This is a genomic window from Oceanobacillus sp. FSL H7-0719 (assembly GCF_045040795.1).
Taxonomy (GTDB): Bacteria; Bacillota; Bacilli; order Bacillales; family Amphibacillaceae; genus Oceanobacillus.
Genome location: NZ_CP150301.1, coordinates 3,229,446 through 3,241,434 on the forward strand (window position 1 = coordinate 3,229,446; position 11,989 = coordinate 3,241,434).

The window sequence follows — 11,989 nt, forward strand, 5'->3', positions numbered from 1 at the left end:
TCTTGCAGTTATTGTCTTATAGAGGAAGGTGTTCCCATCCCTGTTAAAGGACAATCCTGACTTCTTCGTGCAGAGAGAAAACGTATCAAATCCAGTTTTATTTTGTCTAAGCGCAACCTTATTAATCACGGTTTTGGTATCTTTAGAGGAGAAGTTGCTCTGAACTAAGGTAATCTGAAGTCTATTTAAAATCCGAGCGAAAGTATCGTTCGGATTTTAATATGTTATTTTTCTTTTATCTCATCACCATTTTACATAAATTTCATAATTTAAAATCATTTTACTTGAAATTAATTCTTATTACTCATATTATAATCAGTAGATAGGGTATTTAGGTCTGTTATAAAATAACTAAATATTTCAAAAACACCCTAACTAAAACATATAATGGATAAGGAAAGGAAATGAGGTTCTTGAAAAACAAAGGAAATATGAATAATAAGGAGAATGTAATAAATGTTCTAGATGATTACACGATTCAGGATAATGTGATTGCATTACTGCCAGCGAATAGTAATGAGTATCGCACCATTGTATTAACCTCTAATGAAAAACTCTACATAAAGCTGACCCCACTTGAAATTATTAAGGCCTCTTGTTATCACAATTTTTCTTCCTATGAGGGGAGAAGAGAAGCAGTGAAGTATTTAACAAACTTTCAAAATAAAGTACCTATCCCAGTTAATACTTCAGGAGGTATTTATGCCTTTCCAACGAAATCGCCGACGAATGATGACTGTGTATGGCTGTTCTACCATCACATAAAAAGCATTGTTGATAATCAGAAGGGCGGTATGAAAAGTGAATTTCCTTCTACTGTTCACTTTGTAAATAATACAGAACTGCCTTTAAATATTTCTCATTTCAGTTTGAGTCATCAATTTTACCGAACAGCAGTCTGTAAAAGTATGTTTGATTCAAGATAGAACAGCCGAATATAAAACCTTTGATTGAAGAGAGCTGCAGCTATAAATAGCTCATTTGTTCAAGTTAAATTGTAATGATAAAATAAAGTGAGAAGTAAAAAGGAGAGGAAATATAAAATGGCTGAGATTAACATCCAAGAAACAATGAATCCGAATACAGCAACTGAAGTGGAAACTAAAAAAGGTCTTTTCGCAGGAATAATCTTGTCTATTTTACTGATTGCGCTATTTTTTGACTTAAAATATAAGGGATTATTTTATCGTTACTTCTTGCCGGAAAGTGTTCAATCCTTTGCCGACCAACGTTTTGGTGCAAGGTAAGTAAGAAAGAGGTTGAGCATACTTTTGAATATCTGGTAAAAATACGAGAATAAGAGCTTCGCCAGCTGTCTGGAAATATACGTTGCTTCCCGAAAGCGGCTGGTGACTCTTCTCGTTTTTTTTCGTTCCGCTGGTTTTACTGATACAGTTTCTCCTGCTAGTTTCTTCGTATTTTTCCAGAGCTGGTTTGCGGGTTTTTTCGTATTTAATCCATATTAAATAGTATTTTCTCTTTTCTTTAAAGAGCAACTATTCATTTTCTTTATCACTATTTTTTTGTCCTTTCCTATCCTTCTTCACGTGCGTTTTCTCACATCGACTGCCCCATCTTGGGATCGCACGCCTGGACTCTGCGATAACAAAACCAACGATAGCTTCTAAATTTGGATATTGAAGTATTTATGCAGCTTTTACAGGGTTACTCTTCAGATTTCAAGTCCATCGCTGACCACATAGACATATACTCTTTGGGCGAAACTGTTCCGGAACAGTTGGAGGTTGCGTAGATTCAGCAAAACTAAATCGGGACGTTTCCTCTTCTTAATGGGACGCTCTATTCAATTTAACAGCAGGTGCACTTTATACAGATTGTCAAAATATAGAACTGCCATCACCCTTTACATCTGAACAAATTTGGAATAAAATTAGTAATGTTGCTTTTAATAGGCTACGTATAGTTTAGGGCGATTATACACAGAGTCGTTAGACAATTATTACAACTTAGAGGAGGATTAACAACGTAATGGACTCTAAAGAAAGAGATGCCATACTGAAAACTGTCCCACAGAAGGGTTTCTTTGGGCATCCAAAAGGTTTATCTACTTTATTTTTCACAGAGTTTTGGGAACGCTTCTCGTATTATGGAATGCGTGCAATTTTACTCTACTATATGTACTACGAGGTTACACAGGGTGGATTAGGAATAGACAGGACCACTGCTAACTCGATTATGGCAATCTATGGTTCACTTGTTTATATGTCAGGTATCATAGGCGGGTGGATTGCGGACAGGATACTTGGTATGAACCGAACCGTATTCTATGGTGGAGTTCTAATTATGATTGGTCACATTATACTGTCTCTGCCTGGCGGGTTTACAGCCTTGCTTATATCTATGCTCTTTATCGTAATTGGTACAGGATTATTAAAACCTAACGTTGGCGGAATGGTTGGGGAATTATATAGTAAGACAGATCCGCGTCGTGACTCTGGATTTAGTATTTATTATATGGGAATAAACATGGGTGGATTCCTCGCACCTTGGATTGTCGGAACAATTGGACAAACTTACAATTTCCACTTAGGATTTGCGATTGCAGCGGTTGGTATGTTCGCAGGTCTCGTCGTGTACTTAATAACACGTAAAAAATATATTGGACTTGCTGGTATGCAGGTGCCAAACCCGATGTCTTCAAGAGAAAAAGGAAAAATGGCAAGGATTATTTTTGCTTCTGTTCTCATTATTGGCTTCTTTGGGTGGCTTGGTTTCTCACAAGGATGGTTAAGTATTGAAAGAGTCATTTTCTCTATTAGTATTCTTGGGGTTATTATTCCAACTATATACTTTATTGTCATGTATCGCAGCAAAAAGACAACAGCTGATGAACGCTCTCGATTATTAGCATATATACCTTTATTTATCGCTGCCATGATGTTCTGGGCAATTCAGGAACAAGGCTCTAATATTCTTGCGACATATGCAAATGAAAGAACACAGCTAAGCTTTTTGGGAATTGAGTTACAATCATCGTGGTTCCAATCATTGAACCCATTATTTATTGTAGCTTTTGCACCAATGTTCGCTTGGTTATGGGTGAGGCTGGGTGATCGTCAGCCAAGTACACCATTGAAATTTTCACTAGGACTAATTTTTGCTGGTTTATCGTTTATAGTTATGATTTTCCCAGCAATATTTAATGGAACGGAATCACTGGTTAGTCCAATGTGGCTCGTGCTTAGTTTCTTCCTCGTTGTTATGGGGGAATTACTGCTTTCACCAGTTGGATTATCCGCATCAACGAAGCTCGCGCCAGCTGCCTTTGCTGCACAGATGATGAGTCTTTGGAATTTATCCAACGCATCTGCACAGGCAATCAATGCGCAAGTAGTCCGTTTCTACTCAGTAGAGACAGAAGTAATCTACTTTGGAGTAATTGGTGGATTTGCAATTGTTCTAGGGATTGTTTTAATGTTCCTTTCACCAAAATTGAAGAAATTTATGCGTGGAATAAATTAAGCCGAGTGAATAGTGGACAGGATTTTGCACTGTCTTGATAAACTCTTTCTTTTCTAATAGAGTAATATTAAATAATTCAAAATATTCAATGGCGAATATATATATATTTATAGGTTTGTTTTGAAAAGTGTATAGAAGAGACGGATGAATACGGTTATGTCTCTTTTGTCTGACTTTTTTAACAATAAATTACAGGCCAAGGCGCCTTATACTTTATTCATCTCTACAAGATGGGTGTTGTATAAGGCGTTTTTTTAATACTTTTGTTATCTGCAGCTGTAACAGGGGAATACGTGTTAAAGGAGATGAGTATATGAATAGAGAACTCAGGGAAAAAATAACAAAAATGAAGAACTTCAAGCGCCTCACTTAAACCTAGCGGAAGAGAGTGTAAAACTCTAATGGTATCAAGCTATATTGCTAAGCCAATTGTGTTTAAAAGAAAAGAGGTATCGCAAGCTATTTTGCCTTGGGAAGATGTCTTCTGAATCTCCGAAATCATAATAATTGTTTTTATTACTTCTTAATATAATAAAATTTATGGAGGGGTTTCATGATGAAATTTAAACGCAGAAAATTCGCGGTAATTGGCGCAGGATTCACTGGTACAACGACGGCATTCCTGCTTGCACAGAAGGAGTTGGGTGATGTTGTCTTAGTGGATATTCCAGACTTTGAAAATCCGACAAAAGGAAAAGCTTTGGATATGCTGGAAGCCGGACCAGTTGAGAAATTTAACAGCTCCATTGTTGGAACGGCAAATTATACAGATATCGCAGGTGCAGATATGGTAATCATCACTGCAGGAATAGCCAGGAAACCAGGAATGAGCAGAGATGATCTTGTGACAACAAATGCGAATATTATGATTGATGTTGCAAAACAGGTTGCAAAATATGCCCCGGAGAGCTATATCCTTGTTTTAAGTAATCCGGTAGACGCAATGACTTATACTTGTTTTAAAACAACTGGGTTTCCTAAGCATCGTGTGATTGGACAGTCTGGCGTACTTGATACTGCGAGGTTTAATACATTTATTGCGCAGGAATTGAATCTATCTGTTGAGGATGTCACTGGATTTGTTTTGGGTGGACATGGTGACAGCATGGTGCCGCTCATTCGTTACTCGAATGTGGGGGGAATTCCAATCAGCAATTTGCTGCCACAGGAAAAGATTGATGAAATTGTTGAACGGACAAGAAAAGGTGGAGGAGAAATTGTCAGCTTGCTTGGAAATGGGAGTGCCTACTATGCCCCAGCAGCTTCATTAGCAGAAATGGCAGATGCTATTGTAAATGACAAAAAACGAATCTTGCCAAGTATCGCATATCTTGAAGGAGAATATGGCTATCAGGATATATACTTAGGAGTTCCGACAATCCTTGGCGGGAGTGGCATCGAAAGTATAATCGAATTGCCGCTTACAAACGAAGAAAAACAACAGCTTGATAAATCAGCAGAAGATGTGAAGAAAGTAATTGATATACTGCCAGTGAGTTAAATAGAAGTTGTTTGTAATCGATGTATATTGGCACTGTAATAGCCCGGTAGAGTGACACATTGCTAAACGAAACAGTATCTCATACCTGAAAAGTCATCAACCTGGTAACTTTCAGATTGATGACTTTTCTCTTTGTACAGTTTGGTCACTTGCATTAAGAACAATAATACCACCAATTATAAGTAAAAAACCTGTTACTTTTAACATTCCAAATGCTTCATTCCAAAATATATACCCAATCAATGCGATTATCGCAGTTCCTGCGCCAGACCAAATTGCATATGCAAGACTTAATGGAATTGTACGCAAACAAAGTGAGAGACAGTAAAATGCAAGCCCATATCCGCCAACTACCCCAAGTGATGGAAGGAAGGCAGTAAATCCATCAGAGAGCTTGAGCATTGCTGTTCCAAAAACCTCGGCAATAATTGATATCGCTAAGTAACTATAACCTTTCATGTCTTATCCTCCTTTTCAATAGTATCGAAGCAAATCCAGATTATATATTTAACAGAATGACTCCTATTATAATTAACATGATGACCATCATCTTTTTTAGATTAAATGCCTCTTTATAAAGCATCACTCCTACCATTGCTGTAAGAGCTGTTCCGGCCCCAGACCAAATTGCATAAACAGTTCCAATTGGCAGTTCGGTCAGTGTGATGGATAACATATAAAAGGCTGCAGCATAACCGGCAACAACCCCAAGCGAAGGGAGGAGATTCCTAAAGCCATTGCTTGCTTTTAAAAGAGAACTGCCAAACACTTCTCCAATAATTGAGAGTGCTAAAAGTACATAACTATTCATTCTACCCGTCCTTCCAATCCAACTTGCACTTTGATTCAACGACCATTATACTATGAAACCTTTTTTCCTTGCTATCGTATAGATTATTAATAGGAAAAAAGGAGGCATTCAAATGGTTCTTCATTGTCAGCTGACGGCAGCCGGTTACAGCAAACGCGAACCAGTTCTCGAAAATATTCAATTCACTGTCCAGCCAGGTGAGCTTGTTGGCTTAATCGGACCGAACGGAGCGGGGAAGAGCTCCACAATTAAATCCTTGCTTGGTGTTATTGATTATGTCGATGGAAAGATTGATTTAGAAAACTATGCATATATCCCTGAACGGCCATTTTTCTATCCAGGTTTAACCTTAATGGAGCATTTGCATTTTCTATTATCTACCTTAGAAATAGAAGAAAAAGAGTTCATAAAACGGATGCAAAAGATGTTGCGGGAATTTCAATTAGAAAAGGTTGTTCATCAATATCCTGATAGTTATTCGAAAGGGATGCAGCAAAAAGCGATGATCATGCTTGCTTTTCTGCAACAGCCAAAAGTACATATAATTGATGAGCCTTTTATGGGGCTTGATCCGACGGTCGTTCGGAAATTATTAGATATGATTGAATGGGAAAAGCAGCGCGGAGCAGGAATTTTGATGTCAACTCATGTGCTTGATACTGCAGAAAAAATTTGTGACAGGTTTCTGCTGATTTCTCATGGAAAGTTGATTGCTGAAGGTACATTGACAGACATTCAGAAAAAAAGTGAACTTCCAGATGCTTCATTATTTGATTGTTTCCATATCTTAACGGAACGTGGTGAAGTAAATGACAGGCTGGGCATTATTTAGAACGCGTTTATTTGATGATTTTAAATTTCAGAGGAAAATCATCAGCACGGTTGTAGACTGGGTTGTTTTACTCTATATAATTTTGTCTCCACTTATTTTTGCAGTGATTATCTATATTGACGTCTGGAGAGACATTACATCTTATTGGTTTCCTTTTATACCGTTTTCTGCTGTTGTCAATTTACTTCTTTTGTTCTCGCTGCATGGAAGGTTTCGCACATTTATACAGGAGGCCGATATTTTATTTTTACTGGAACGTTCAAAGCTGTATAAAAGCCTGCGAAGCTGGAGCTTTGTCTATTCGCTTTTCCATTTAATAGCTGGCACTGTGCTGTTAATAATTATTGCCTTACCGTTTTTAGTCCAAGGTTATGGACTTGAACTTCAAGAAATCCTATTTCTGCTCCTTTTTTTAATTGGCTATCGATTAACGATATATACAATAAAAAAAATGATTTATCATCCTGTTTTACGCTGGATTATCTTCATCTTCGTTTATATCTTCTCAGCTAATCTTGCTGGATCGGTTTCCTATATGTATCTTGCTTTAGCGGGTGTTATCTTAGTTATTTTCTGGAGCAGCTGGTATGTGATGAAAGCTATACCAGCAAAGCGCTTCTATTTTCAAGAAGTATCAGATGAAAATAAGGAGCGTCTGCGCTATGCAAAATTTATTCTTGGTCTATCTAGTGAAGTGGATAAGCCATCAATTCGTATAGGGAAACGCCCGTTATTTAATAGAAAAAGCAGGAGGTTTTTTAGAAAGAGAACTCCTGAAAATGGATTATTCGAGCTATTGCTTAAAGGCTTTATACGTAATTCCATGTTTCTGACCAGCTATCTTCAGGTTATCTGGCTGACTTTCTTTGCCATTATGGTTTTGCCAATATGGGCAAAATGGCTGGTTCTCATCATCGCAGTTTTATTCCTTCAATATAATTCTTGGCTGCGGGGATTATTTGAAAAGATGCTTAATCAGCATTTTTTCATTGCTGTTCCTATCAATGAGAATGTTCGGGAAAAGGTTTGGCTGCGCTTTAAACGCTTGCTGTTCATTCCAGCTGTCAGTTTATTAGGGATTGCAACAATTGTTTTTAGTGTGTTAGCAATTTGGGGAGGGTCTTAAGTTGAAACGTGCTGAAAAAAGAAAAAAGAGGAATATGGAGGAACGAGTAGATCGTTTAGACTGGTGGATATTTATCGGTGATTTGCTTTTGTTTATTCCACGCGTTTTTATTCGACTTTTTCGTTGGATTACTGATATGTTTTAGAAAGGGAGGTAAAGGAATCGATGAGTATATTAAAAAATGACTGGAAACCACTGCTGCAGAATGAGTTTCAAAAGCATTATTATCTGGAGCTCCGCGAATTCTTAAAAGATGAGTATCAAAATGAGACTATCTATCCGCCGATGAAGGATGTTTTCAATGCACTGCATTATACAAGCTATGAGGGCACAAAGGTTGTTATTATCGGACAGGATCCATATCATGGACCGAACCAGGCACAGGGCTTGAGTTTTTCAGTGCAGCATGGTGTGCGAATTCCTCCATCACTGCGCAATATTTATAAGGAATTGCATGCAGATTTAAAAATACCTATCCCAGAACATGGCAGCCTAGTAAATTGGGCGAAATCAGGTGTCCTATTACTGAATACGGTGCTGACTGTAAGAGAGAAGCAGCCGGGTTCACATAGGGGAAAAGGCTGGGAGCAGCTTACCAACAAGATAATCGAGCGTGTCAATGCAAAAGAAGATCCAGTTGTATTTATATTATGGGGACGACATGCCCAGGAAAAAGCATCATTCATAACAAACGAGAATCATTTAATTATTAAGTCTGCCCATCCAAGTCCTTTCTCAGCAAATCGCGGCTTTTTCGGCAGCAGACCATTTTCGCAAGCAAATCAATTTCTAATTCGTGCTGGTCGTGAGCCAGTTGAATGGGAGATAGATTAATAGTATTCATACAAAATAATGGAATGTACGAAAGAAAGTAATGTGTAGGACAGGGCACTTATTCTGGAAATATGGATATGACAAGGAGCACCCTATTGCTTCCTGTATCATTATCTCTTATAATGCATAAATATAAACAATTTATTATATGTAGTCCGAAAGTTGAGTGGAATTTAGAAAAGTGGGGTGCGGGTTAAGATGAAACGTGTATATAATTTCTCGGCAGGTCCATCAATGCTGCCGCTGCCAGTATTGGAAAAGGCACAACAAGAGCTTGTTAACTATGCAGATACTGGAATGTCTGTTATGGAATTAAGTCACCGTTCTTCTGCATTTGTAGAGATTATCGAAGAAGCAGAGAAGCTATTCCGTGAGCTGCTGAATATTCCGGAACAGTATAAAGTGCTTTTCCTGCAAGGCGGAGCAACACAGCAATTTTCTATGGTGCCATTGAACCTAATGAAAAAAGGCAAGGCAGCTTACATACATACCGGTTCATGGTCAATAAAAGCAATAAAAGAAGCAAAAAAATATGGTGATATTGATATGGTTGCTTCTTCTGAAGATAAGAACTTTTCCTATATTCCCCAGCTGGAAAATGGGAAATTGGATAAATCCTATGATTATGTACATATAACTACAAATAATACGATAGAAGGAACGGCATTTGCTGCATTTCCAGAGACAGGAGAAATTCCTTTAGTTGCTGATATGTCTTCTAATATTATGTCTGAGGAAATTGATATTACCAAATTCGGGGTGATTTATGCCGGAGCACAAAAGAATATTGGTCCGGCAGGCTTAACGATTGTAATCATCCGTGAAGACTTAATTGGTGGAGCGAGGGAAAGTTGTCCAGTAATGTTAGATTACCAGACACATAGTGACAAAGGCTCGCTCTATAACACGCCACCAACATTTGCAATTTATATGGCAAAGTTGGTTTTTGAATGGCTGCAAGAGCTAGGTGGAATTAAAAAGATGGAAAAGATGAATCGTGAGAAAGCGAAATTGCTTTATGACTTTTTAGATGGCTCTTCTTTCTTTACATCACCAGTAGAAAAAGGCAGTAGATCTTTAATGAATATTCCTTTTGCAACAAAGTCAGACGAACTAAATGCAGCGTTTATAAAAGAAGCCAAGACAGCAGGCTTAGAGACCTTAAAAGGGCATCGCTCCGTCGGGGGAATGCGTGCCAGCATATATAATGCAATGCCAATTGAAGGAGTTCAAAAACTTGTAGACTTGATGCGAGACTTTGAAGAGAAATATCGCTAATCCAAAAAGAGTCCTCATAGTTAAGAGGGCTCTTTTTTTATAACCCCATATCCTTTCCATACGAACTCTTCTCATTAGGGGAAGTTGTCATCTCATTCCGAATCTGCCAATATGGTTATAGGAAGTTTTTAAACTTACTGTTGAAGGGATAAGGGTGGACGAAATGGTACAAACTTTCACCACTGCTATTATTTGCGGTGATGATATTTATAATCCCATTATTTTTCCACTGTAAAAGGAGAAGTGAATCGATACAATGAAACAGCATAAATATGATAAATTACTTGGCATTAAGACGAGAGAGGATAAGTATAAACTTCTTCCATCTTCATTGCATTACAATCCATATGAGCCCACATCCTATGATGCGCTTGAGGCGTTATTAGAAAACGATGCAATCACTGCTAAGGATTATATTGTTGACTTTGGCTGTGGAAAGGGACGTTTGAACTTTTTCCTGCACCACTATACTGGTGCTGTGGTAAAAGGAATTGAGATGGACGAACGGTTTATTGAAGATGCGATTGTGAACCGGGAACAATATTTAAAACTGCATCCAGGCAATCCAGAGAAGATTGAATTTATTGCCTGCCTTGCAGAAGAATATCGTATTACAGGAAAGGATAACTTATTTTATTTCTTTAATCCTTTTTCCGTTCAGATTTTTACTAAGGTAGTAAATAATATTCTTGGCTCTGTCGAACAATCCCCGCGCACGGTTAATATTATTCTTTATTATCCTCATGAGGAATATATTTATTACCTGGAAAAAAATACTGCATTTGAATTAATCGAAGAAATTAAGCTGGATGGATTTTATGAAAAAAATAATAATGAACGGATATTGATATATCGATATTAATGACTTGAATCATGAAAATATACAACCCGTATTGGATAAGAATCCAATACGGGTTGTACTGCCTTTATAAGTATCCTTTGCGCAATTCAGCGGCTGAACGTGGAGAAATATAGCCAGGTGCAACGTCGTATACTGTTTTTGCACCGATTGCTCCTTCTTCGCTTAAACGATATGCAGCTCTTGCGTAAGCTGCAAGCACACTTGATGTAAACTCTGGATTGCTATCAAGCTTTAATGAGAATTCAATAAGCTGGTTATTATCCTTGCCAGTATTGCCTGAGCGGATGACGAATCCGCCATGAGGTGACTTGGCATGTTCTTCTGTCAGTTCTTCTTCTGTAATGAAATGTACTTCTGTTTCGTACTCATCAAAATAATTTGGCATCGTTTTGATTGTGTCTTCAATTTCACTCTCATCATAGCCTTCTTCAGCTACGATATAACAAACACGGCGATGTTTCTCTGCAGTTTCCAATACAGGATTTTCACCGCTTCGAACTCGATCAATCGCCTTTTCTGATGGTATTGTATATTGGACACCAGCTTTAACGCCTTCAACCCGGCGAACAGCGTCAGAATGACCTTGGCTCAAGCCTTTGCCCCAGAAAGTATACGTTTCACCATTTGGAATAATTGCTTCACTGATTACGCGATTTATTGAGAATAAACCGGGATCCCAGCCAACTGAGATGATTGCTGTTTTACCGCCAGCTTTTGCAGCCTTATCTACAGCCGCAAAATATTCAGGGATTTTTGCATGTGTATCGTAACTGTCAACTGTATTAAAAAGCTGAGCGTATTGTGGTCCTTGCTCGGGCAAGTCTGTTGCTGAACCGCCACAAAGTATCATCACATCAATCTTATCCTGATAACTTTGAATGTCATCAATATGCAATGCTTTAATAGCTGCATCTTCGAGCTGAAGACTATCTGGATCTCTTCTAGTAAATACAGCAACGACTTCCATGTCGGAGGATTGTTTAACGGCTTTCACCGTTCCTTTTCCTAAATTTCCATAGCCTATAATTCCAATTCTGATTTGGTTACTCATTATAATCCTCCTTTTAGATAACATAATAGTATACGTTTTATCATACAGAAAAATACTTCTCTCCTCAAATATTAGAAATGGATTTAATTACAATCAGTATTTTCTTCTTCTTAAGAATCGGTAATATCGAGGGCGAATGTTACCATCTTCTAGCCTTGTTATGTAAAAAAAGCTGACGAAATCTCCCGGCGTGACAGTTAAGTAAGAGAGA

13 protein-coding genes are annotated in these 11,989 nt (G+C 37.9%); 10 read left to right on the top strand and 3 right to left on the bottom strand.

The window, feature by feature from the left end; genetic code table 11:
* Positions 1 to 413: 413 nt before the first annotated feature.
* From NST93_RS16490 to mdh, 4 genes are all read left to right on the top strand, one after another.
* On the top strand, positions 414 to 926 hold the full coding sequence (locus NST93_RS16490) for a competence protein ComK (RefSeq protein WP_405098912.1): 513 nt from the start codon (positions 414 to 416) through the stop codon (positions 924 to 926).
* A gap of 117 nt (positions 927 to 1,043) precedes the next feature.
* Complete coding sequence (locus NST93_RS16495; protein WP_405098914.1) at positions 1,044 to 1,247, top strand: hypothetical protein; 204 nt, start codon at positions 1,044 to 1,046, stop codon at positions 1,245 to 1,247.
* Positions 1,248 to 1,989: 742 nt separating this feature from the next.
* Positions 1,990 to 3,483: a peptide MFS transporter gene (locus NST93_RS16500; RefSeq protein WP_405098916.1), complete on the top strand. Its 1,494-nt coding sequence runs from the start codon at positions 1,990 to 1,992 to the stop codon at positions 3,481 to 3,483.
* Positions 3,484 to 4,039: 556 nt separating this feature from the next.
* Positions 4,040 to 4,984: a malate dehydrogenase gene (gene mdh, locus NST93_RS16505; RefSeq protein ID WP_405103921.1), complete on the top strand. Its 945-nt coding sequence runs from the start codon at positions 4,040 to 4,042 to the stop codon at positions 4,982 to 4,984.
* 111 nt (positions 4,985 to 5,095) lie between these two features.
* On the opposite strand, the gene NST93_RS16510 is transcribed toward mdh, so the two are convergent.
* Complete coding sequence (locus NST93_RS16510) at positions 5,096 to 5,443, bottom strand: DMT family transporter (RefSeq protein WP_405098918.1); 348 nt, start codon at positions 5,441 to 5,443, stop codon at positions 5,096 to 5,098.
* A gap of 40 nt (positions 5,444 to 5,483) precedes the next feature.
* Positions 5,484 to 5,795 carry a DMT family transporter gene (locus NST93_RS16515; RefSeq protein ID WP_405098920.1) on the bottom strand — a complete coding sequence of 104 codons (312 nt, stop codon included), beginning with the start codon at positions 5,793 to 5,795 and terminating at the stop codon, positions 5,484 to 5,486.
* Between the two features lie 112 nt (positions 5,796 to 5,907).
* On the opposite strand from NST93_RS16515, the gene NST93_RS16520 reads away from it, so the two are divergent.
* The 6 genes from NST93_RS16520 to NST93_RS16545 all read left to right on the top strand — a co-directional run bounded on the left by NST93_RS16520 (position 5,908) and on the right by NST93_RS16545 (position 10,727).
* Positions 5,908 to 6,627 (top strand): ABC transporter ATP-binding protein, encoded by a 720-nt coding sequence (locus NST93_RS16520; RefSeq protein WP_405098922.1) that lies wholly within the window; start codon positions 5,908 to 5,910, stop codon positions 6,625 to 6,627.
* Positions 6,605 to 7,753: an ABC transporter permease gene (locus NST93_RS16525; protein WP_405098924.1), complete on the top strand. Its 1,149-nt coding sequence runs from the start codon at positions 6,605 to 6,607 to the stop codon at positions 7,751 to 7,753. The genes NST93_RS16520 and NST93_RS16525 overlap by 23 nt, the downstream gene beginning before the upstream one ends.
* Position 7,754: 1 nt before the next feature.
* Positions 7,755 to 7,898, top strand: a complete 144-nt coding sequence (locus NST93_RS16530; protein WP_405098926.1) for a hypothetical protein — start codon at positions 7,755 to 7,757, stop codon at positions 7,896 to 7,898.
* A gap of 20 nt (positions 7,899 to 7,918) precedes the next feature.
* Positions 7,919 to 8,587: a uracil-DNA glycosylase gene (locus NST93_RS16535; protein WP_405098928.1), complete on the top strand. Its 669-nt coding sequence runs from the start codon at positions 7,919 to 7,921 to the stop codon at positions 8,585 to 8,587.
* A gap of 198 nt (positions 8,588 to 8,785) precedes the next feature.
* Positions 8,786 to 9,865, top strand: coding sequence for a 3-phosphoserine/phosphohydroxythreonine transaminase (gene serC, locus NST93_RS16540; protein WP_405098930.1), 1,080 nt, complete (start codon positions 8,786 to 8,788; stop codon positions 9,863 to 9,865).
* A gap of 256 nt (positions 9,866 to 10,121) precedes the next feature.
* Positions 10,122 to 10,727, top strand: a complete 606-nt coding sequence (locus tag NST93_RS16545; protein ID WP_405098932.1) for an SAM-dependent methyltransferase — start codon at positions 10,122 to 10,124, stop codon at positions 10,725 to 10,727.
* A gap of 64 nt (positions 10,728 to 10,791) precedes the next feature.
* Here NST93_RS16545 and NST93_RS16550 read toward each other — a convergent pair whose 3' ends face one another.
* Positions 10,792 to 11,778, bottom strand: coding sequence for a diaminopimelate dehydrogenase (locus NST93_RS16550; RefSeq protein WP_405098934.1), 987 nt, complete (start codon positions 11,776 to 11,778; stop codon positions 10,792 to 10,794).
* Positions 11,779 to 11,989: the final 211 nt, after the last annotated feature.

Coding starts and splice junctions, on each gene's coding strand:
- NST93_RS16550 (WP_405098934.1), bottom strand. CDS start 11,778: ATGAGTAACCAAATCAGAATTGGAATTATAGGCTATGGAAATTTAGGA.
- NST93_RS16495 (WP_405098914.1), top strand. CDS start 1,044: ATGGCTGAGATTAACATCCAAGAAACAATGAATCCGAATACAGCAACT.
- NST93_RS16520 (WP_405098922.1), top strand. CDS start 5,908: ATGGTTCTTCATTGTCAGCTGACGGCAGCCGGTTACAGCAAACGCGAA.
- NST93_RS16510 (WP_405098918.1), bottom strand. CDS start 5,443: ATGAAAGGTTATAGTTACTTAGCGATATCAATTATTGCCGAGGTTTTT.
- NST93_RS16535 (WP_405098928.1), top strand. CDS start 7,919: ATGAGTATATTAAAAAATGACTGGAAACCACTGCTGCAGAATGAGTTT.
- NST93_RS16525 (WP_405098924.1), top strand. CDS start 6,605: ATGACAGGCTGGGCATTATTTAGAACGCGTTTATTTGATGATTTTAAA.
- NST93_RS16515 (WP_405098920.1), bottom strand. CDS start 5,795: ATGAATAGTTATGTACTTTTAGCACTCTCAATTATTGGAGAAGTGTTT.
- mdh (WP_405103921.1), top strand. CDS start 4,040: ATGAAATTTAAACGCAGAAAATTCGCGGTAATTGGCGCAGGATTCACT.
- NST93_RS16545 (WP_405098932.1), top strand. CDS start 10,122: ATGAAACAGCATAAATATGATAAATTACTTGGCATTAAGACGAGAGAG.
- serC (WP_405098930.1), top strand. CDS start 8,786: ATGAAACGTGTATATAATTTCTCGGCAGGTCCATCAATGCTGCCGCTG.
- NST93_RS16500 (WP_405098916.1), top strand. CDS start 1,990: ATGGACTCTAAAGAAAGAGATGCCATACTGAAAACTGTCCCACAGAAG.